Consider the following 22,496-nt stretch of genomic DNA (forward strand, 5'->3'; position numbering starts at 1 on the left):
ATGGAACTTTTATCACTCCAAAATTCAGATGACTTATCTATTAACAGCGATATATGCCTTCAAGCTCAAGCAGTTAAGAGGAAAATTCAGCGTCAAAAGCGTCATCGTTTGCGTTCTAATCTATAACCATTAATTACATTTCCGTGACTTGCTAACGCTTTCAATAGCTGCAACTATTCCATACAATCGAGAGAAATTGATAAGCGTCATCGCTAATGGAGCACAAATGAGCGACGTAAAACACAGTAAGCTACTTATTCTTGGTTCTGGTCCTGCAGGCTACACAGCCGCGGTTTACGCTGCGCGCGCTAATCTTAATCCAGTACTCGTCACAGGCATGCAGCAAGGCGGTCAGTTAACGACAACAACCGAAGTTGAGAACTGGCCTGGTGATCCTGAGGGTCTAACAGGGCCAGCATTGATGGAGCGCATGAAAGAACATGCCGAGCGCTTTGAGACCGAGATCGTGTTTGATCACATCAACGAGGTTGATTTCAGCCAGCGCCCATTCCAACTTAAAGGCGATAGTAGCGAATACACGTGTGATGCGTTGATCATCTCTACCGGTGCATCTGCCAAATACCTTGGCCTTGAATCCGAAGAAGCATTTAAAGGTCGTGGTGTCTCGGCATGTGCAACCTGTGATGGTTTCTTCTACCGTAACCAAAAAGTGGCGGTTGTAGGCGGCGGCAACACCGCTGTTGAAGAAGCGCTTTACCTCTCTAACATTGCTTCAGAAGTGCACCTAATTCATCGTCGTGACAGCTTCAGAGCCGAAAAGATTCTGGTTAAACGCTTGATGGACAAAGTCGAAAACGGCAATATCATTCTTCATACTGATCGTACTCTAGAAGAAGTTACCGGGGACGATATGGGTGTGACTGGCGTTCGCATTAAAGACACCCAGTCAGATTCTATCGAAGAATTGGAGGTGATGGGCGCGTTCATCGCAATTGGTCACCAACCTAATACTGGCATTTTCGAAGGCCAGCTAGAGATGAAAGATGGCTATATCATCGTTCAATCGGGTCTTGAAGGTAATGCAACTGAGACTAGTGTTCCCGGTGTTTTCGCCGCTGGTGACGTCATGGATCACAACTATCGTCAGGCCATCACGTCAGCCGGAACAGGCTGTATGGCTGCACTAGATGCAGAGCGTTATTTAGATGCTCTAGCAGACAGTAAATAATATTTTTCATTTTTGACTCAAATCCTTAAAGCCTCGTGGTATTCCCACGAGGCTTTCTTTTGTATAATCGCGAGCCTCGATTAGTCATAATAATTATCATTAAGCCTTCACGATGGACAAAAAGAAACAGCGCAGCTTGAATAAATGGCTCAAGCAGCAAAGTAAGTTAGCGAAACGCTGGCTAATGATTGCTGTTGGCCTCGGCGTACTTTCAAGCGTGTTCTTGTTAGCTCAAGCAGCCTTGCTCGCCACCATTCTTCATCAATTGATCATTGAACAGGTCGACAAATATGAACTGATTCCATATTTCCTAGGTTTAGCTGCCGTTATTGGCGTTCGAGCACTGTGTTCCTGGGGTCGGGAGATCGCAGGTTATCGCTGCGGTGAGCAAATTCGTCTCTATATACGTCAGCTTATTCTCGATAAACTTCGAGAGTTAGGGCCCGCTTACATCAAAGGTAAACCTGCTGGTTCTTGGGCCACACTGCTGCTTGAACAAGTAGAAGATATGCATGATTTCTTTGCTCGCTATCTACCTCAGATGTCCTTATCTGTGCTGGTTCCTTTCGTGATTCTTATTGTTGTCTTCCCAGTGAACTGGGCAGCTGGACTTATCTTCTTGCTAACTGCCCCCTTGGTGCCGATGTTTATGGCCCTAGTTGGTATGAAAGCAGCCGACGCAAACCGCAAAAATTTCAAAGCGTTGCAACGTTTGTCCGGTCACTTTTATGACCGTTTACAGTCGATGACCACCATTCGTCTGTTTGACCGAACCAAAGCGGAAACTGAAGTGATGCGCGGCGCTTCCGAAGTGTTCCGAACTCGCACAATGGATGTTCTTAAGATTGCGTTTCTTTCATCTGCCGTTCTGGAATTCTTTACCTCTATTTCCATTGCACTGACAGCCGTTTATTTCGGTTTTGCCTTTATCGGCGAGCTTAACTTTGGCGACTATGGTGCGGGTGTAACTTTAATGGCTGGTCTGTTCATTCTGGTGCTGGCTCCTGAGTTTTATCAGCCGCTGCGTGATTTAGGCACTTTCTATCATGCTAAGCAACAAGCGGTTGGAGCTGCTGAAAGCATTGTTGAGTTCCTTGATACTGATGTCGGTGCCGTTCGTTCAGGTGACAAAACGCTCAGCGCGAGTGACACAATTTCCATCCAAGCAAAAGATTTAGAGGTGTTCTCACCTGAAGGCACTAAATTGCTTGGCCCGGTGAGTTTTGAGCTCTCGACGGCTCAAACGACAGCTTTAGTTGGCCCAAGTGGCGCCGGCAAAACCAGCTTAATCAATGCGATACTCGGATTCCTACCATATCAAGGGTCACTCATCATCAATGGTATTGAAAGAACAGAATTGAACCTCGAGAACTGGCGAGAAAAAATCAGCTGGGTTGGCCAGAATCCGTTGCTGTTACATGGTTCTATTCGTGACAACATCACGTTAGGCAAAGACAACGTAACGGATGACACCATTCAAACCGCATTACAAGAGTCTTTCTCCGCAGAATTCGTTGAGCAACACGGGCTCGATTACACCCTATCTGACCGCTCTGGCGGCCTTTCCGTCGGTCAGGCGCAACGACTCGCTTTGGCAAGGGCAATGGTTCAAAACGGTCAGTTCTGGTTACTTGATGAACCAACCGCAAGTCTGGATGCACGCAGTGAGCGCTTGGTTATGCTCGGTTTAGCGGATCAAGTCGAAGGTAAAACAACACTGATGGTCACCCACCAGCTCAGCCATCTACAAAGCGTTGAACAGATTCTGGTCATGGAAAACGGCGAGATTGTTCAAAGTGGTCACTACAACAAACTCTCCCATCAAGAGGGGTTATTCCAAAATATGCTTCAGGCGAGTAATGCTCTCAACCAAGCCAATAAGGGGAATCTCGATGCGTGATTTAATTCCCTATCTAAAACTGTATAAAAAGCACTGGTTCGGCCTATCGCTGGGCATGCTGTTGGCTTTCCTGACTCTATTCGCTTCTATAGGCTTGTTGACTTTGTCAGGCTGGTTCCTATCTGCTGCTGCAGTAGCCGGATTAACTATCGCCCGAGAAACCTTCAACTACATGCTGCCAGGGGCTTTTGTTCGTGGCTTTGCTATGGGACGTACCGCCGGTCGATGGGGGGAGCGCGTAGTCAGTCACAACGCCACCTTCAAGCTACTGACCGATCTGCGTATTTTCTTCTTCGCTAAGCTCGCACCATTAATTCCGGGTCGAGTATCAAACCTGCGTGATGCAGACTTGCTTAACCGCCTAGTTGCCGACATCGACGCAATGGACCACGTCTACCTTCGCCTTGTCAGTCCTATGGTCGTAGGCACACTTGGCATCCTAGGTATAACAACGCTAATTTGCTGGTTTGACATGGAGCTCGGCTTAACACTTGGCGCCATTCTTATGGCTTTACTGCTTATCTGGCCAGTGTTGTTCTACAAATTAGGTAAAACTAATGGCGCAGAGCTGACACAAAACAAAGCCGACCTGCGTATCGCGACATTAGATTGGTTACAAGGCTATAGCGAGCTCACCCTGTTTGGCGCCGAAGAACGTTACCGCAATGCGATTTTAAATGTGCAAGAACGCTTGCTGAAGAATCAGTATTTTAACGCTCACTTTGCTGGTTTAGCCCAAGCATTGCTGATGCTTGCTAACGGTTGGACAATTGTTCTGATGCTATGGCTAGCGGCAGATGGTGTCGGCGGTATTATGCCAGACCCTATGATTGCCTTGGTGGTATTCGCCACTATGGCCAGTGTCGAGCTTCTAATGCCAATTGCCGGTGCTTTCCAGCATTTGGGGCAAACACTGACTTCAGCACGTCGATTAAACGACATCATCTTGTCCGAGCCCGACGTTCAGTTCCCAGAAGAGAACACGCAGCACAACAACGCGTATTCAATTGAGTATGAGAATGTCACTTTCCGCTATCCGGATGGCGACTCAAATACACTGCAAGACATTAGCCTACAAATCCCTGCCAAGCACCGCATCGCAGTGGTGGGTCAAACCGGCTCGGGCAAGTCGACATTAATGCAGTTGCTGAATCGCTATTGGGACACCCAACAAGGCGACATTAAGATTGCAGGCCAATCCATTCGTCATTGGAGTGAAAGCCAACTTCGTCAGGCAATCAGTGTAGTCAGCCAAAGGGTTGATATCTTGAATGGTACTTTGCGTGACAACGTGTTGATGGCCTCCCCTGATGCCAGTGATGAAGCGCTAAGCGAATCTCTGACTAAAGTAGGACTTGAGAAACTACTTGACGATCAGGGCTTGGATACTTGGTTAGGTGACGGTGGTCGACAGTTGTCCGGAGGTGAGAAACGCCGTATCGGTATAGCGAGAGCGCTGCTTCATAATGGCCCTATTCTGTTGCTAGACGAGCCGACAGAAGGCTTAGATAAACAGACTGAGCAACAAATCATGCAGCTGTTTGAACAGCATTTTGAAGACAAAACCGTCGTTTTCATCACTCACCGCTTGGTCAACCTTGATAAGATGGATTCGATTTGTCTGATTGAACAAGGCCAAATCGTTGAACATGGCAGCCATCAGGCGCTGCTTGAGAAACAAGGGCGGTATTTCGCGCTTAACCAAACGCTATAAACACAAGGGGCAATGTTGATTGCCCCTTTTTGTTCACCTCCCAATCATTCTCACTCATAAAGGGTTTGTCGTCATTGGAAATACCCGTTGTCGCATTTGCCACTCGCGGTTCCCTCAAGCGCAATTTAGTATCAGGACTTCTCAGTTCGCGAGGTTTCCATGATTCGATTTTTGCTTTGTAGCTTTACTCTTGTTTTACTTTATCCCACGGCCATAGACCTGTATCTGGTTGGTTTACCGCAAATTGCTCAAGACTTGAACGCAACAGAAGCCGAGCTACACATCGCCTTTTCGGTCTATCTGGCTGGCATGGCGGCCACGATGTTAGTTGCTGGTCGAATTGCGGATTCATCGGGAAGAAAACCCGTAGCGATTGCCGGTGCTGCCATATTTGTCGCGGCGTCAATTATGGGCGGAACATCGACCCAAAGTACGGAGTTTCTCATCGCGAGATTTGCCCAGGGTATCGGCGCTGGTTCATGTTACGTCGTTGCGTTCGCGATTTTGCGCGATGTGCTGGACGACCAGCGAAGAGCAAAGGTTCTATCAATGATCAACGGCATCACTTGCATCGTGCCTGTCATTGCTCCCGTCATCGGCCATTTGATTATGCTTCACTCCCCTTGGCCTGCGCTTTTCACCACCATGTCCGGCATGGGTGTGATCGTCTGTCTTCTATCGCTATTTGCTCTAAAAGAGAGCCGACCTAAGGCCACCAAGCAACCTTTGAATGAGCCCGCTAATTTAGAGAGTGAATCTTTTAAAGACCGTTACTTCTTGAGTCGTCTGATGGTGACTTCATTTAGTGTCACCATGATCCTGACATACGTTAATGTTTCACCAATGCTGATTATGAGTGATATGGGTTTCGATCGCGGCGGCTATTCGACCGTTATGGCGCTCACTGCGTTAATCAGTATGCTCACGTCTTTTTCTGCGCCTCTCCTGCTGGTCAGATTTGAGCAGCGAAGTCTGAGCCTGTTATCCCAAGCGTTTTTTTCGGCGTCTGCTGCTACGTTAATCATCACTCACTTTATTCAATTGAGTCATATCGGGTACTTCATAGGCTTTGGGCTGTTGTGCGCTGGCTTTTCTCTCGGCTTTGGCGTGGCCATGAGTCAGGCACTCAGCCCTTTTTCTAAACGTGCCGGCCTTGCCAGCTCTTTGTTGGGCATTTCACAAGTATGCAGCTCAGCCTTCTACATATGGTTTGCGGGTATTTTGGGCATCAGTGCTCTAAACATGCTGATAATAATACTGGCGGCAGGTAGCCTAATCAGCTTTGCTCTAATACTATGGATACCAAAACCGACACCACTACAGCGTTATGAAGAAATCTCTGGCACGGCTTGATCTCAATTTACTGTTTACATTGCAGCTTCTGCTTCAGGAGCTGAGTGTTTCCAGAGCAGCGAAAAAGCTCAATGTTACGCCTTCGACCGTGAGTAAATCACTGGGAAAGCTGCGCGATTGGTTTGATGATCCTTTGTTTGTCAAAACTCCAACCGGACTGGCACCCACACCGCTGACCCTCAGTATGGAACAAGACCTCAATGACTGGCTGCAAATTGGTGCTCAAATTGCAGAAAGGCGCACTCAAGAGTCCACGAAAGGGATTCAGTTTCATCTCGCGATAGAGTCGCCTTTGTTACTGACTTTGCTGGGGGAGTTGATTCAGCAAATACACGGACGCTACCCGCAGGCCAAAATAAAAACCAGCAACTGGGATTACGATTCACTTGAGGCCATCATCCGTGGCGATGCTGACATCGGTTTTACTGGTCGGGAGAGCCATCCTCGCTCTAAAGAGTCACTTGACCTTCTCCCCTACTTTGTGGACTACGAAGTCCTGTTTACCGATCTACCCAAAGTCTATTTACGTGATGACCACCCAGCGCTTAAGCAAGAGTGGAATCTGGATACCTTTCTTCGTTACACCCACATTAATATCCTTTGGGAGAAGAGTGAAACTTGGGCCCTTGATGACGTCCTTGCAGAGCAAGGCCTGAGCCGAGCCAGTACATTAACCATGGCAAGCTTTGAGCAATCTCTGTTTATGGCAGCCCAAACAGGTCATGAGTACATCACTACTGCCCCAAATTACTGCGAGCATTACGCCAAACAGTTACACTCCAACCTCATTAGTTTACCTATACCGGTTGAAGAAGAGTTTAAGCAAAAGTTGATGATTCCATTTACGTTAATTTGGCATAAGCGCAACGCATACAATCCGAAAATCAATTGGTTGCGAGATAACATTAAGCAACTTAGTATGCGCAATCACACTTAATCGCAGCGGAGTACAAAACATGGAATTGGACATCTATCAAGTCGACTCATTTACCACAGAAACTTTCAAAGGCAATCCAGCGGGTGTCTGCATTACGGACCAGCCACTTGATGAGTCATTGATGTTTGCTATTGCCGCAGAAATGGCGGTGTCTGAAACGGCATTTTTGTCCTTAAGCGATATGCGCTTGCGCTGGTTCACACCCGAAGTAGAAGTCAAACTGTGCGGGCACGGCACGCTTGCTGTTGCCCATGTTCTAAAGCAACAAGGAAAGATGGCAACTGGCGACAGCATTACTTTTAATACCTTATCCGGTTTGCTGAGTGTGAAGGTGTCAAGTTCGACTTATGAGTTGGACTTCCCTGCGCCCGAACTGGAGTACAACCAACATTGCTCTCAAGAGAGACTCAATGCACTCGGGTTATCTGAACAACAGGTTGTCTCCTACTGCCAGTTTGATTCTAAGGAGCTGTTTGAGCTTAGCGACGAACAGGCAGTGCATGATCTTAGCCCTGACTTTTCTTCATTGATTAGACAACCAGGGCGAGGGATCATTGTCACCGCTCAATCCACCCAATCCAATAGCGATATCATCTCTCGCTACTTTGCGCCTTGGGTCGGCGTGAATGAAGATCCGGTGACAGGCTCAGCGCACTGCGTACTGGCTGAGTTCTGGGCAGGAAAAATCGATAAGCCTGTCCTCACCGCCTACCAAGCATCTTCAAGGGGCGGCTATCTGGATATCGAACGAGTGGAAAGTGGGCGAGTCAAGCTTTCTGGTAGCGCAGTGATTGCGCTTAAAGGCACGCTATTTATCTGATTTTGAATACAAAAAAGCAGCCTATATGGCTGCTTTTTTATTCATATTTCTAACGCTGGCGCTGTTTGTTGCGAGCACCTTGCTCGCCTGCACCTTTACGCGGTTTACGACGCGCTGGATTGTTGCTGCGTCCACCACCGTTGTTCATTCGCTCTTCATGACGCTTAACTGCGCGACGAATTTTCTGGCTACGTGAGCGTTCACGCTTGCGTGATGTATTCGCTTTGTTTTCATCAAGCATCGTCTCTTTTTCAGGACGCAGTTCTACCAATTCACGTAGGTAGTTCACCTCTTTGAGGTCTAGCTCCATCCATCCGCCACGAGGCAGTTTCTTATCAAGGAAGATATCACCGTAACGGACACGCTTTAGGCGGCTAACCGTACAGTCTTGAGATTCCCACAAACGACGTACTTCGCGGTTACGACCTTCGTTGATCACAACGTAGAAAGTGTGGTTCATACCATCACCGCCTGCGTAAACAACGTCTTCAAATCGCGCTAGACCATCTTCAAGCTCTACACCACTAACTAGATTACGTATTTTCTTCTCGTCAACATCGCCAAATACGCGCACAAGGTATTCACGCTCAACCTGACGACTTGGGTGCATCAAACGGTTAGCAAGCTCACCATCGGTTGTGAATAGTAGTAGGCCAGATGTGTTCGCATCCAGACGACCAACAGAGATCCAACGAGAACCACGGATTTTTGGCAGACGGTCAAATACAGTTCGACGACCTTCTGGGTCATGACGAGTACACAGCTCACCCTCAGGTTTGTAGTACGCAAGTACACGACACACCACTTCTTCCTGCGCCTTCGCAGAAACAGTGTGGCCGTCAATACGAACTACCGCATTCTCGTCTTCTAGTCGTTCACCAAGCTTAGCCACAACGCCGTTCACACTCACACGACCCGCTTTAATCAAAGCTTCAAGTTCGCGTCGTGAGCCATGGCCTGCTCGCGCTAACACTTTCTGTAATTTTTCGTTCATCAATCTACCTTTGTGTCGTCTTCTCAGACGTCGATTCTATTTTGCGACCCTAAATCGCGGTCGCGTATTATCGCAAATTCTCTAAAAAAACGCATGCATTATTTTCATTTCCAACAGCAATCACCAGAGCCATAAAACGAGTGAGGGTAAGATTTTACAACCTCAAATACGCTGTTAATTAGACGGCACTATTGTCCTGAGTGCACCGAGCCTATCTCAGTGGCTTTTAGCTCTGTTTGGCTCCAACGTTGTTCATCTAACAACTCTAACCAACTGGTTAACTTTTCAACCGCTTGTGGACGACTGATAAAATACCCCTGCGCATGATCACAGCCATGGGCAACCAACCAATCCAGTGAAGCTTGATCTTCAACACCTTCCGCGACTATTTTAAGCCCAAAGCGTTTGGCGAGTTTAATCGTCGACTGTGCGATCGTCTGATCTTGCTGATCACTGGCAACGTTAAGAATGAAGGATTTGTCTATTTTCAGTTCTGTTGCCGGTAAGTGTTTGAGTTGCGACAGCGACGAATAACCCGTGCCGTAATCATCAATTGAAATAGATAGCCCCCTCTCAGACAATCGGCTGAGTATACACAAGGCGTACTCGGGGTCTTCAGCCAATGCACTTTCTGTAACTTCAATTGTGACCTCGTTTTCACGGCATTCAAACTGGGAGAGTAAGGTCAGTATTTTGTCGTCAAAGTTCTTCTGCTTTAGATTAACCGCAGAGATATTGATTGCCACACCTAATTCGAATCCGTTCTCTCGCCAGACTTGTAGTTGCTGCAAGGCACTGCGTATGACCCAATCCGTCAAGGCATCTATCTGCCCAGTGGTCTCTGCAATTTCAATAAATTCATCCGGTGGAATCATACCCAGTTGTGGATGAATCCATCTTACTAAAGCTTCGACTTTATCCACCTGCGAGGTCTTAAGGTTGAGTTTTGGCTGGTAGTAAAGTACCAACTGTTCGCCTTGAATGGCTTCCGTCAGTTCATGCGTCAAACGAACACGATGGATTGCGCTTTCTGCCATACTGGAGGCAAACTCAAGCGTTGGTACTTTAATCTTCATCGCTCGTTGTAAGGCAATACCGGCGTTGTGTAACAACTGACGGGCAGTTTCACCATGTTTAGGATAGCGGCAGTACCCTGACACAGTATGCACGCTTACCGAAATGCGCTGTAAGTTGAACGCTCCGGACAAACATGCAAGAACGACATTAGCAGTGTGCTCATCCGACTGCTGTGTATTGCATTGGGAGAGCAAAGCAAATTCTGACGATTCGAGTTGATAAAATTGTGCTTTCTCTTCCAACGCCATTAATCGACTGACCGCTGCAACCTGAAGCTCTTCGCCAGTATCTAGCCCTAGGCTGTAATTGAGCTCTTCAAATTCTAACACTCTGAAACGAATGAGCAAAAAACCATCACAGGATTTGTTGATAAGATTGGCAATGTCTTCAAACAACTTTTTCTTATTCGGCATTTTTGTAAGATCAGAGTGATAAGCGCGGTAGTTTAACTCAGCCTGTCGGTCGTTAACGGCCTGATTCATGAGGTTAAACTCATGGGCTAATACACCAAGTTCATCTTTACGATTCACCACCAAGGCTTCGATGTTTTCTCCTTGAGCAATTTGCTTCGCTTTACTCACAAGTCCCTGCAATGGCTTCGCGATACTTTTTGATAGTAAAAAGGCAGCGACGATCGAACAACCAAACGTTACCAAGACGATCAACATGATCTGTAGCCATCGATTTTGTAGTGTTGCGAACAAGTCCGCTCTTGAGAGATAAAGGGATGCAATGAGATCTTTTTGGTCTTTAAAGCCAATCGCCACTTCAGTCGCAATAGTGTGAGCATCCGATTGCTGCGGCTCTATAGCGGAAGGGCCATTGACCGCCTCTTCTACACTGCTGGCAAGCAGTGACCATTGCCCGCTCTCATGGTAACCGATATCGACATTCATACCTGTCAGTAGCGCGAGTCGCTGCGCTAAAGTCTGGTCGATAGCAAAACCAAAACCTATCCAAGCGACCGTTTCAGCGCCACTTTGGACTGGAACCAATACTAATTGAAATACCGCTCCCTGATAGTCATAGAGTATTGGGCGATCCTCATCTGGAGCAGCGGTATCCTCCATGGTCAGCATATTGTTTTCTGTATCGGCGCGGGTTCGATTACTGCTTTTGTCGTAAACCAGCTTGCCGATGAAATTACCATTCTCATCAACTGCAATCGCCAAGTCGGCAGAAATCCGCTGGCGATGATTATTCAGCGCCACCAAGAAACTGCGCGCGTCCTCTCTCAAAGCCTGTTTAAGGCCAAAATCTTTTGCGACGGTTTGAGCAAACCCGGTTAAATTACGCGTACGTTGATCAAACTGATTTTCAAACACCGCCTTTGCTGTACTGAGGTGTATTTGCGCTCGCTCTTCTCTTTCTTTTTCATTCGATTGGAAAATGGAGTAAAACAAAATGCATTGAACAGCGATCAACACCGCGAGAAAAGAGAACAGTATTTGAGTCTGGATACTTTTAAATTGATTCATTTATAGGACCCGTAGAAATCAATCATCTGAGCATTTTTCTGCTTCGGTATCGGTGACATTTTCTTGGTTAACGCCAGTTCAAATTCTTGGTCACCCGCCACTTCCGTTTGCAGCGTTTCGTTCATCTGTGGGTGCCAAGCCGTTAACGTCACATTTTCCAAACCGTCTGGTAGCGTTATTCTGGCAACCCCTGACTTACCGGTAATGGTGTAATAAGGAGTATCGACCACCTTGATGTAACCGCTCATCCAGTCATGAATGTTACATCCCATGGCGACCACGTCTTCACTAGGAAAAGATTTCTCAACACCCTGTTCAGCAGCACGAATCACAAAAGAAAAATCGAGAGGGCCTGTGATGGAATAAATATGGTGGGAGATGTCGTCTTTGTTGGTAAATAGGACCGGTTGGTTGACTCTTACTACTGAAATATAAGGCTTAAAAGCACGGCCGTTTTGAGATACTTCGGTCACTAACGTTTCGTTAGTTGTCGTTTCCTCAACGGGTAAGTTTGACGCGGTAACATAGACCACCGCATCTTTGACTGGTTTGCCATTATTTTGGACAACGCGCACTTCTATCGGTGCAGCAGAAGAAATAGCGGGGAACAAGAATAGAATAAGAAGCAAATGACGCATATTGCATATCTGGTTTGTTAGACTTAACAATCAGCATAGCAGTCACGCGGGTTTTTTGCGGGTTGAAAGAGCATAGGTATCAACACACTATGCTCAGATAATTGGACGTTTGGAAAAGAGGCGTCGTTACTCGAACGCTGCTGGATCACCGGACCCGACTCGAGCAATAACAGGCTCGTCATCACTGAAATCGACCACGGTCGTCGGTTGCTCACCCAGGTAGCCACCGTTTAGGATGCAGTCCACCGCGTGCTCCAATTGATCACGAATCTCTTCTGGGTCAGATTCAGTGACGTCATTGCCCGGAAGAATTAAAGATGTCGACATCAAAGGTTCACCAAGCGCTTCCAGCAAATCCAACGCAATCTGGTTGTCAGGTACACGGATACCAATCGTCTTACGTTTAGAGTTCATCAAACGACGCGGTACTTCTTTCGTCCCCTTGAAGATAAAAGTGTACGGCCCTGGCGTATTGTTCTTTAGCAAGCGAAACGCTGTGTTGTCGACACGAGCGTACAGCGACAGCTCTGAAAGATCACGACACAGCAAAGTAAAGTTATGCTTTTCATCCAATCGACGAATCTTACAAATTCGTTCTAAAGCCTGTTTATTCTCCAACTGACAACCCAATGCATAACCGGAATCTGTCGGATAGATAACCACACCGCCATTACGAATGATTGCCACAGCCTGATTGATCAAGCGAGCCTGGGGGTTTTCTGGGTGAACATAAAAAAACTGGCTCATGGTAATTCCTCATCATCGAGTCTCTCGACTCTATTTTTAACGTATTGATTTAATAGCAATCTATTGACTAATTAACTTGCGAAGGCTCAATACCCCAATCTTTCCATACAGGCTCTACACCTGCTGGCAGCCACAAATTCCTGCCAAGTTCCATCCAAGGAGACGGATAGTGGAAGTCACTGCCTTGAGACGCTAATAGTTTGTATTGTATAGCATAATCGGCCAAGTTGCGCCTTTCTTGTTGGCCTTGTTGTGGTTGGGCTACTTCCATCGCATCCCCACCCGCTTCAACAAATGCTGCAAGCAGTCGCTTGAGCCACTTTGCAGTAAGATCGTAGCGTCCGGGGTGAGCAAGCACCGCTTGACCACCTGCACTATGGATGGCACAGATTGCTTCAGCCATCGAACACCAACTTGGTGGTACATAACCAGGGTTATTACGGGTCAGGTATTTTTTAAATACCTGTTGCATGGTTTTAGCATAGCCATTGTCCACCAGCCATTTTGCAAAGTGTGCTCGTGTGATAGGTGCATCACCGGCAATGGCTTGGACCTCTTCAAGCACCCCTTTTCGGGTTGCTTTACTCAGGCGATGAGCGATCATTTCTGCTCGCCCTTCACGGTGCTTTTTCTGCTGTTCGATTAACTGAGCCAACTCGGCGGACTGCGGGTCTATATTCAACCCAACAATGTGGATGTCTTTGTTTTGCCACACCGTGGATATTTCAATACCGTTAATGATTGTTATGGGTAGCTGGTTGTCTTGAACATACTGATGCGCAATCTCTAAACCATCTACCGTATCGTGATCGGTAATCGCCAGCACATCGATATCAAAACCGAGCGCTCTGTCTATCAATTCGTTAGCAGGTAACCGTCCGTCAGAGGCCGTGGTATGGCTGTGTAAATCAATTCTCATAAATGTGTTTTTTTAGTTGACTTTTTACCTCTGCACTAGTTAACTAGTACACAAATACGAAGTACCTGAATTAAGGCTCACTATGTTACAAGAAATTAACCAAAACCAGAAAGCGAATCTTGCAGCTAACTCTCTACGTGACAGTTCTGCAAACTTTGCTTGGTGGCGCACTTGGACAAGTTCTTGGTGGGCTAACGTGTACTTTTAATTTACCAAATTAATGTTACCAAGCCCGCTACTAAAGCGGGCTTTTTGTTTTGTCGGATACTCAGCACTCAACTGGTCAAACATTCATCAAATAGAGCAAATTCCACATTGGGTGAATGTTTTCTTTGTGCGACTATGTACGGCAGGAAGTAAAAAAGATTACAAATGAAAAGGAGGTCTTGTGAACAAGGCCATTGAAATCAAAAAGTTGGGAAACCTTGAAGTTATCCAAGCCTCTGCACCTTACACGCAGGATCCTACTCGTCTGTTTCATACTCTGTGTGAAAACAAAACCGACAGCCTGTTGTTGGAGTCTGCAGAGATAGATTCAAAACAGAACCTCAAAAGTCTGCTAATCGTTGATTCCGCTGTTCGCATTGTTTGCAATGGCCACATTGTGACCATGCAAGCACTGACCAATAACGGTAAACACCTGCTTTCTCATTTGACCTACAACATTCATAGCAATGTGGCTCACTCATTTGATGGTCAAACACTGACACTAGAGTTTGAAGCGCCTTGCGATACACTCGATGAAGATTCTCGCTTACGAGAAGCGTCTTCTTTTGATGCGTTGCGTCTGGTCCAGCACAGTTTTGACCTTACTGAACATCAGCAACACGCCGTTTTCCTTGGTGGTCTGTTCGCATACGACATGGTGGCGAACTTTGAACCTTTAGGTGATGCTGAAGCATCAAACCAATGCCCAGACTACGTTTTTTACGTCGCAGAAACTCTGCTCGTGGTAGACCATCAGAGCGAGTCTTGTGATTTACAAGCGACATTGTTTGCGGATAGCGAAGAAAAATCGACGCTGGAAGCACGCATTGATAGCATTCAGTCACAGTGCGCTAACCTGAAACGTTTACCGCAAGCGACCAAATTAACCGACGTATCTCCGCAGCCAAGCGTTTCAGATGAAGATTTCTGCCAAATCGTTCGAGATCTAAAGCAATACGTAGTGCGAGGCGATATCTTTCAGGTTGTTCCGTCACGCCGCTTCACCCTGCCTTGTCCATCACCACTCGCTGCGTATAAAGAACTAAAGCTGAGTAACCCAAGTCCTTACATGTTCTACATGCAAGATGAGCTGTTCACTCTGTTTGGCGCATCACCTGAAAGCGCGCTTAAATACGAAACCCATACTAACCAAGTCGAGATTTATCCAATCGCAGGCACGCGTCGCCGTGGCAAACGCTCAGACGGCGCTATCGATTTCGATCTAGATAGTCGTATTGAACTTGAACTGCGTACTGATATGAAAGAGAACGCCGAACACATGATGTTGGTGGATCTCGCGCGTAACGACGTTGCTCGTATTTCCCAAGCGGGTTCTCGCCACGTTGCAGATTTGCTTAAAGTCGACCGCTACAGCCATGTAATGCACTTAGTATCCCGAGTGGTTGGTCAGCTTCGTGACGACCTGGACGCTCTGCACGCCTATCAGGCTTGCATGAACATGGGAACACTGACAGGCGCACCGAAAATTCGTGCAATGCAACTTATCAGAGACGTCGAAGGAGCACGCCGTGGTAGCTATGGCGGTGCTGTCGGTTACCTCACTGGTGAAGGCACATTAGACACTTGTATCGTTATCCGTTCTGCTTATGTTGAGAATGGCATCGCTCAAGTTCAAGCGGGAGCAGGTGTGGTGTTTGATTCAGAACCACAAGCCGAAGCAGATGAAACTCGTGGTAAGGCACAAGCCGTTATCTCCGCAATTCAGTCAGCGCATAAGGAGTCGTAGAGATGGCTAACATTGTATTTATCGATAACTTTGACTCGTTTACCTATAACTTAGTCGACCAGTTTCGTTCACTCGGACATGACGTCAAAATCTACCGTAACCACATCGCTGCAGCAGTGATTGAAAGTGCGGTCAACGAACTAGACAATCCGGTTGTGTTATTGTCTCCCGGCCCAGGGGCACCATCCGAAGCAGGCTCTATGCCAGAAGTCATCCAGCGCTTGAAAGGTAAAGTGCCGATGATCGGTATCTGTCTTGGGCATCAAGCCATCGTTGAAGCCTATGGTGGTACCGTTGCTGGCGCGGGTGAAATTGTCCATGGCAAAGTGTCGATGATGGAGCACCAAAGTCATCCAACATATGCTGACCTGCCTTCACCACTTGCCATTGCGCGTTACCATTCATTGGTAGCCACACAGGTACCGGAAACACTTACCGTAACCGCAGAAGTCGATGGCCTCGTCATGTCTGTGGTCCATGAGCAAGATAAAATTTGTGGCTTCCAATTTCACCCGGAGTCCATCATGACTACCCATGGCGCAACCCTGTTAGCCAATGCGATCGAGTGGGCTTTACAAGATTCCAATCTAACGTCAGTGCAGCAATAAGGAGAAGAGAAAATGGAAACGATCATTAATAAACTCTATGAACAACAACCGCTCACTCAGGAAGAAAGCCAGCATCTTTTCGATATCATTATTCGCGGTGACCTTGATCCAATCCTTATGGCATCAGCGCTGACAGCACTGAAGATTAAAGGCGAAACACCGGATGAGATCGCTGGTGCAGCAAAAGCACTGCTTGCTAATGCCAAGCCCTTTCCTCGCCCTGACTATGATTTTGCCGATATCGTGGGCACAGGTGGCGATGGCCACAATACCATCAACATTTCGACCACAGCCGCCTTTGTTGCAGCTGCCTGTGGTTTGAAAGTAGCCAAACACGGCAACCGCAGTGTATCAAGTAAATCCGGCTCTTCTGATCTGCTTGATTCATTTGGTATCAACCTCGCCATGAGCGCAGAGGATACACGCTCTGCGGTAGATAAACTCGGCGTCGCTTTCTTGTTTGCGCCGCAATACCACAGTGGTGTTCGCCACGCGATGCCTGTGCGTCAGACCATGAAAACTCGCACCATTTTTAACATTTTAGGCCCGCTGATTAACCCTGCTCGTCCAAATATTGAGCTTATGGGAGTGTACAGCGAAGAATTGGTCCGTCCGATCGCTGAAACCATGCTTAAGATGGGCATGAAGCGCACTGCAGTAGTGCACGGTAGCGGGTTAGATGAAGTTGCTATTCATGGCAACACCACAGTGGCAGAAATCAAAGATGGGCAAATTACTGAATACACTTTGACTCCAGAAGACTTTGGCCTGACAGCGCATCCGCTTGAAGCGATTAAAGGCGGCGATCCTGAAGAGAACAAAGCCATTATTACCAATATCCTTACGGGTAAAGGCAGCGATGCCCAGCTGGGTGCGGTAGCGGTTAACGTTGCGCTTCTCATGCGTTTATTTGGTCATGAAGATCTCAAGGCCAATACTCAGCAAGCGATTGAGGCTATGAACTCTGGTAAAGCGTTTGAGCTGGTTAATCAGCTAGCAGCTCACGCCTAAGCACCTGAAGGAAGGAACAAAAGATGACTCAGACGCAAGATAAACTTTCAGAGCACGTGTCTCTAAAAGAAGCGCAAATGGCAGAAGTCTTAGCAAAAATCGTTCGTGATAAATACACCTGGGTGGAAGAACGTAAAGCCTCTCAACCTTTAGCGCAGTTTAAAGAGGCGCTCACTCCGTCTGATCGTAGCTTCTATGACGCTGTAAGCAGTAAAAAAACTGCCTTCATCACAGAATGTAAGAAGGCGTCTCCGTCCAAGGGCTTAATTCGTGACGACTTTGACCTCGATTACATCGCGTCCGTGTACAATAATCACGCTGATGCGATTTCAGTGCTCACCGATGAAAAATACTTTCAGGGCAACTTCGATTTCCTGCCACAAGTGAGAAAGCAAACCTCTCAACCCATTCTGTGCAAAGACTTTATGGTTGATACTTATCAAGTTTATCTCGCCCGCCATTACTCTGCTGATGCGATTCTTCTGATGCTATCTGTGCTTGATGACGCCGAGTATAAAGCACTGGAAGAAGTCGCTCACTCACTCAACATGGGCATCTTGACCGAAGTCAGCAATGAAGAAGAGTTACATCGCGCAGTAAAACTAGGCGCGAGAGTGATTGGTATCAATAACCGCAATTTACGTGACCTAACAACAGACTTGAACCGCACCAAAGCGCTGGCACCGACCATTCGTGAGCTTGCACCCAATGCAACCATCATTTCAGAGTCAGGTATTTATACCCATCAGCAAGTACGCGACCTTGCCGGTTTTGCCGACGGTTTCCTTATCGGCAGCTCCTTAATGGCAGAAGAAAACCTAGAGCTGGCAGCGCGTAAAGTTATCCTAGGTGAAAACAAAGTGTGTGGTCTAACTCACCCAGATGATGCAGCAAAAGCTTACCAAGCGGGCGCTGTATTTGGTGGGCTGATTTTTGTCTCTAAGTCGAAGCGTTGTGTGGATTTAAAAACCGCTCGCCTAACCATGTCTGGTGCGCCTTTGAAATATGTAGGCGTGTTCCAAAATCACGATGTCGACACTGTGGTTAGTATTGCGCAAGAGCTTGGCCTAGACGCCGTTCAACTGCACGGAGATGAAGACCAAAACTTTGCTACTGCGATCCATGAGCAACTAGGTAATCGCGTTGAAATTTGGAAAGCTTACGGTGTGGCTGATAGTTCGCCAGCATTGCTAGACGCTCCAGTCAGTCGCCACCTACTCGACAGCCAAGTTGGTTCTCAAACTGGAGGAACAGGTCTTGTATTCGACTGGTCTTTGATTGGTGATAGGTCAAAAGTAATGCTTGCGGGTGGCATTTCCCCTTTCAACGCTCAGAAAGCGGCCCAACAAGGCTGCCTAGGTCTGGATTTAAACTCAGGTGTTGAAGTTTCTCCCGGCAAAAAAGATGCAGAAAAGTTGCAGCAGACATTTGCTGAGATCCGCAACTACTAAACAGATTTATTAAAGATAAATGACTCATAATTAAATAATTTTTTTGGTGTGCTAGACAGCAATGCCAAACCGAATTGAAGGAATAGAACCATGGCAAAACTTGATGCCTACTTTGGCGAATACGGTGGTCAGTATGTACCGCAAATTCTCGTTCCTGCACTGGAACAACTAGAACAAGCGTTTATCGATGCGCAAGAAGACCCAGAGTTTCGCAGCGAGTTTATGACCCTGCTGCAAGAATACGCAGGTCGCCCTACGGCGCTAACACTGACTCGCAATCTGACCAAAGGTACAAAAACCAAACTGTACCTCAAGCGCGAAGATTTATTGCACGGCGGCGCACACAAAACTAACCAAGTACTAGGTCAGGCACTGTTGGCCAAACGTATGGGGAAAGACGAGATCATTGCGGAAACGGGTGCAGGTCAGCACGGCGTGGCAACTGCATTGGCCTGTGCATTGCTCGGTCTAAAATGTCGCGTGTACATGGGTGCCAAAGACGTAGAACGTCAAAGCCCGAACGTGTTCCGTATGAAACTTATGGGCGCGGAAGTCATTCCTGTTCACTCGGGGTCCGCAACTCTTAAAGATGCCTGTAACGAAGCTCTACGCGACTGGTCAGCAAGCTACGAAGAAGCTCACTACTTGCTGGGTACCGCTGCTGGTCCTCATCCATTCCCGACCATAGTGCGTGATTTCCAACGCATGATTGGCGAAGAAACAAAAAACCAGATTCTGGCTCGTGAAGGTCGCCTTCCTGATGCAGTCATCGCTTGTGTAGGTGGTGGCTCAAATGCAATCGGTATGTTTGCTGACTTTATTGAAGAGGAAACGGTTCGCCTGATCGGTGTTGAGCCAGCAGGTAAAGGTATCGACACCGACCAGCATGGCGCTCCTCTTAAGCACGGTAAAACCGGCATCTTCTTTGGTATGAAAGCGCCATTGATGCAAGATCCAAATGGTCAAGTTGAAGAGTCTTACTCTGTTTCTGCAGGCCTTGATTTCCCTTCAGTTGGACCTCAACACGCTCACCTGAATGCGATTGGCCGCGCGGAATACGACAACGTAACCGATGATGAGGCTTTGGACGCATTCCAAGAGCTGGCTCGCAGTGAAGGTATTATTCCGGCACTAGAGTCGTCTCACGCATTGGCTCACGCACTGCGTATGGCTCGTGAGAACCCAGACAAAGAGCAACTACTTGTGGTAAACCTATCAGGTCGTGGTGACAAAGATATCTTTACTGTTCACGCCATTCTAGAAGAAAAAGGAGTTATCTAATGAGCCGTTATGAGTCTATGTTTGAGCGCCTGAACGAGAAAAACCAAGGTGCATTTGTTCCTTTCGTAACCGTGTGCGATCCAAACCCAGAGCAGTCCCTGAAAATTATGGAGACACTGGTTGAAGCGGGTGCCGATGCACTTGAACTGGGTATTCCGTTTTCGGATCCACTTGCGGATGGCCCTACTATTCAAGGAGCGAACATTCGCGCACTGGATTCTGGAGCAACTCCAGATATCTGCTTTGATTTGATTGGAAAAATCCGCGCCAAATACCCAGAACTCCCAATCGGCCTTCTGATGTACGCAAACCTTGTTTACGCGCGCGGTATCGATAGTTTTTACCAGCGTTGTGCGAATGCCGGTATCGATTCTGTGTTGATTGCTGACGTACCAACCAATGAAAGCCAAGAGTTTGTTGAGGCTGCTAAGAAGCACGGCATTGAGCCTATCTTCATTGCACCGCCAACGGCGTCAGAAGAGACACTAAAATCAGTTGCTGAACTAGGTGGCGGCTATACCTACCTACTCTCGCGTGCTGGTGTAACCGGTGCAGAAACAAAGGCCAACATGCCAGTAAGTGACCTGCTCGATAAGCTCAATAAATACGATGCTCCACCATCACTGTTGGGCTTTGGCATCTCTCAACCAGAGCAGGTTAAGCAAGCTATTGAGTCTGGTGCTGCTGGTGCGATTTCAGGCTCTGCCATCGTAAAAATCATCGAATCGAACGTTGAATCTCCGCAAGAAATGTTAAATCAGCTCGCTAATTTTGTTTCACCGATGAAAGCTGCGACGCAAAAGTAACAGATTAGCCGTCTAAACATCTATGAGATTGGTTTCTTAAATCATTAGAGAAACCGATCTTTTTTTTAACATATCAGTGTAACTCCTCCACCCCACCTCCTAATCACACAATGTATCACAAAACACAAACTCATCCCCCAAACCAATAGCAACCGTTTGCAATTGACTAAAAAATTATCACTCATCAATGAAAGTGGTTTTAATTGGCTCGATTGACTTTTCACCTTATTGCTAAATGTAAAAATAACGTGTAAAAAGCGAGGCGAAATTATTATCTAATTAAAATATTTAACTTAGATGGTAATTCTGGGAATTTAAATTTTGTTAGCACAGAGGTTATGGAAGTGTTAAAAGAAAAGAGTTTACTAAGCAACATTGGCGTTCAGGTTGTCATCGCCATGATTGTAGGTACTGCCGTGGGTGCCTTCATGGGAGACAGCGCTACCATCTTCGCTCCACTAGGCGCGATTTTTATCAATTTAATTAAAATGCTGGTTATTCCTTTGGTCGCCGTAGCCTTGATCTCAGGTGCTGCGGGCTTAGGTAATAGCCAATCTGCTGGTAAAGTGGGCATAGTCACCTTAGGTTACTTTGGCTTAACGTCAGCACTTGCCGTCGCCCTAGCATTATTTATGGGCGAAGTATTCAAACCGGGCATGGGTATCGATGTTTCAGGCATCGAAGGCATGTTCTCTTCTGAGTACGCTTCTAAAGGTGAACTACCTTCTTTCTGGGCAACCATCACAGGTATGATCCCAACAAACGTTTTCCAGTCACTGAATGAAGCAAACATACTGCAAATCCTAGTATTCTGTATGTTCTTTGGCATTGCGATTTCTAAGCAGGCCAAAGAGCGTCGTGACCCAATCATTAACGGCGTAAATTGCATTGTTGATGCCATGGTTTGGATGATCAACAAGGTTATGATCATTGCTCCGCTAGGCGTATTTGGCCTGATGGCAGAAGCAGTGGGGACCTTCGGTTTTGGCGCCTTAATGGTGGTATTCAAACTGTTTGTTGTCTACATCGCTGCAATTCTTATCTTTGGTTTCGTGGCCTACCCTCTTATGGTTCACATCTTCACTAAGACCTCTGCGAAGAAATTCCTGACAGCGATGAAGAAGCCTCAAGCCGTGGCTTTATCTACCGCTTCATCAATGGCAACTCTGCCAGTCACGATGGATACCTGTGAGCATGAGCTGGGTGTAAGAAACTCGACAGCGTCTTTCGTTCTCCCGCTAGGCGCAACGATCAACATGTCAGGTAACGCAATTTACTACGGTTTGGTCGCGATCTTCTTCGCACAACTGTTCAACATCGATCTTGGTATGGGCGCGTACATTGCCATCATTATTACCTCGACACTTGGAGCAGTTGGCCAAGCAGGTGTACCTGGCCCTTCGTTCCTAGTGGTTGCTGTTCTTCTAGCAGCGGGTATCCCTATCGAAGGTCTGCCTCTACTGTTCGCTCTTGACCGTATCTTCGATATGATCCGTACTGCATTGAACATCACCGGTGACGCCGCTTGTGCTGTGATTGTTGATTCACTGATTGAAGAAGAAGCAAGAGAAGAAATGAATCAGCAAGAAGCTTAAAACTAAGAAAGGGCTACTTACAAG

19 protein-coding genes and 1 other annotated feature are annotated in these 22,496 nt (G+C 47.0%); of the genes, 14 read left to right on the plus strand and 5 right to left on the minus strand.

All coding sequences use genetic code 11. The annotated features are described in order from the left end of the window. Positions 1–226: 226 nt before the first annotated feature. From trxB to OH455_RS07290, 6 genes are all read left to right on the plus strand, one after another. On the plus strand, positions 227–1,189 hold the full coding sequence (gene trxB, locus OH455_RS07265) for a thioredoxin-disulfide reductase (protein ID WP_045974460.1): 963 nt from the start codon (positions 227–229) through the stop codon (positions 1,187–1,189). 112 nt (positions 1,190–1,301) lie between these two features. Then, positions 1,302–3,089 carry a heme ABC transporter permease/ATP-binding protein CydD gene (cydD, locus tag OH455_RS07270; RefSeq protein WP_269980912.1) on the plus strand — a complete coding sequence of 596 codons (1,788 nt, stop codon included), beginning with the start codon at positions 1,302–1,304 and terminating at the stop codon, positions 3,087–3,089. Further along, the gene (gene cydC / locus OH455_RS07275; protein WP_269980913.1) at positions 3,082–4,803 is read left to right on the plus strand and encodes a heme ABC transporter ATP-binding protein/permease CydC; all 1,722 of its coding nucleotides are present in this window, start codon (positions 3,082–3,084) and stop codon (positions 4,801–4,803) included. Before cydD ends, cydC begins: the two co-directional genes overlap by 8 nt. A 159-nt stretch (positions 4,804–4,962) precedes the next feature. Continuing rightward, positions 4,963–6,156: an MFS transporter gene (locus OH455_RS07280; protein WP_269980914.1), complete on the plus strand. Its 1,194-nt coding sequence runs from the start codon at positions 4,963–4,965 to the stop codon at positions 6,154–6,156. Next, the gene (gene yidZ, locus OH455_RS07285) at positions 6,131–7,093 is read left to right on the plus strand and encodes an HTH-type transcriptional regulator YidZ (RefSeq protein ID WP_269980915.1); all 963 of its coding nucleotides are present in this window, start codon (positions 6,131–6,133) and stop codon (positions 7,091–7,093) included. Before OH455_RS07280 ends, yidZ begins: the two co-directional genes overlap by 26 nt. Positions 7,094–7,112: 19 nt before the next feature. Beyond that, positions 7,113–7,913 carry a PhzF family phenazine biosynthesis protein gene (locus tag OH455_RS07290; RefSeq protein WP_269980916.1) on the plus strand — a complete coding sequence of 267 codons (801 nt, stop codon included), beginning with the start codon at positions 7,113–7,115 and terminating at the stop codon, positions 7,911–7,913. Positions 7,914–7,962: 49 nt separating this feature from the next. Here the strand turns inward: OH455_RS07290 and rluB are convergent, their stop codons facing one another. The 5 genes from rluB to rnm form a co-directional block, all read right to left on the minus strand. Further along, the gene (rluB, locus tag OH455_RS07295; RefSeq protein WP_045974466.1) at positions 7,963–8,907 is read right to left on the minus strand and encodes a 23S rRNA pseudouridine(2605) synthase RluB; all 945 of its coding nucleotides are present in this window, start codon (positions 8,905–8,907) and stop codon (positions 7,963–7,965) included. A 188-nt stretch (positions 8,908–9,095) separates the two neighbouring features. Continuing rightward, entirely contained in the window at positions 9,096–11,462 is a 2,367-nt protein-coding gene (locus OH455_RS07300) for a putative bifunctional diguanylate cyclase/phosphodiesterase (protein ID WP_269980917.1), read from the minus strand. Beyond that, positions 11,459–12,100 carry a hypothetical protein gene (locus OH455_RS07305; RefSeq protein WP_269980918.1) on the minus strand — a complete coding sequence of 214 codons (642 nt, stop codon included), beginning with the start codon at positions 12,098–12,100 and terminating at the stop codon, positions 11,459–11,461. The genes OH455_RS07300 and OH455_RS07305 overlap by 4 nt, the downstream gene beginning before the upstream one ends. Before the next feature lie 126 nt (positions 12,101–12,226). Next, the gene (locus OH455_RS07310; RefSeq protein ID WP_045974469.1) at positions 12,227–12,847 is read right to left on the minus strand and encodes an L-threonylcarbamoyladenylate synthase; all 621 of its coding nucleotides are present in this window, start codon (positions 12,845–12,847) and stop codon (positions 12,227–12,229) included. 67 nt (positions 12,848–12,914) lie between these two features. Further along, positions 12,915–13,766: an RNase RNM gene (gene rnm / locus OH455_RS07315; protein WP_269980919.1), complete on the minus strand. Its 852-nt coding sequence runs from the start codon at positions 13,764–13,766 to the stop codon at positions 12,915–12,917. Positions 13,767–13,848: 82 nt separating this feature from the next. Between rnm and OH455_RS07320 the strand changes: the two genes are divergently transcribed. The 8 genes from OH455_RS07320 to OH455_RS07355 all read left to right on the plus strand — a co-directional run bounded on the left by OH455_RS07320 (position 13,849) and on the right by OH455_RS07355 (position 22,472). Further along, positions 13,849–13,974 (plus strand): Trp operon leader peptide, encoded by a 126-nt coding sequence (locus tag OH455_RS07320; protein WP_269980920.1) that lies wholly within the window; start codon positions 13,849–13,851, stop codon positions 13,972–13,974. Further along, positions 13,921–14,023: a sequence feature (Trp leader region), on the plus strand. (Overlaps the previous gene by 54 nt.) A gap of 131 nt (positions 14,024–14,154) precedes the next feature. Continuing rightward, positions 14,155–15,720, plus strand: a complete 1,566-nt coding sequence (locus tag OH455_RS07325) for an anthranilate synthase component 1 (protein WP_269980921.1) — start codon at positions 14,155–14,157, stop codon at positions 15,718–15,720. Positions 15,721–15,722: 2 nt separating this feature from the next. After that, positions 15,723–16,328, plus strand: a complete 606-nt coding sequence (locus OH455_RS07330; RefSeq protein ID WP_269980922.1) for an aminodeoxychorismate/anthranilate synthase component II — start codon at positions 15,723–15,725, stop codon at positions 16,326–16,328. Between the two features lie 12 nt (positions 16,329–16,340). Next, entirely contained in the window at positions 16,341–17,339 is a 999-nt protein-coding gene (trpD, locus tag OH455_RS07335) for an anthranilate phosphoribosyltransferase (RefSeq protein WP_269980923.1), read from the plus strand. Between the two features lie 23 nt (positions 17,340–17,362). Further along, a complete protein-coding gene (gene trpCF, locus OH455_RS07340) occupies positions 17,363–18,790 on the plus strand; it encodes a bifunctional indole-3-glycerol-phosphate synthase TrpC/phosphoribosylanthranilate isomerase TrpF (protein ID WP_269980924.1) in 1,428 nt (475 codons plus the stop codon). 90 nt (positions 18,791–18,880) lie between these two features. After that, positions 18,881–20,071, plus strand: coding sequence for a tryptophan synthase subunit beta (trpB, locus tag OH455_RS07345; protein ID WP_045974476.1), 1,191 nt, complete (start codon positions 18,881–18,883; stop codon positions 20,069–20,071). Then, entirely contained in the window at positions 20,071–20,877 is an 807-nt protein-coding gene (gene trpA / locus OH455_RS07350) for a tryptophan synthase subunit alpha (RefSeq protein ID WP_045974477.1), read from the plus strand. The genes trpB and trpA overlap by 1 nt, the downstream gene beginning before the upstream one ends. Before the next feature lie 338 nt (positions 20,878–21,215). After that, on the plus strand, positions 21,216–22,472 hold the full coding sequence (locus tag OH455_RS07355; protein ID WP_045974478.1) for a dicarboxylate/amino acid:cation symporter: 1,257 nt from the start codon (positions 21,216–21,218) through the stop codon (positions 22,470–22,472). Positions 22,473–22,496: the final 24 nt, after the last annotated feature.

The organism is Vibrio sp. T11.5 (assembly GCF_027587155.1).
GTDB classification, from domain to species: domain Bacteria; phylum Pseudomonadota; class Gammaproteobacteria; order Enterobacterales; family Vibrionaceae; genus Vibrio; species Vibrio neptunius.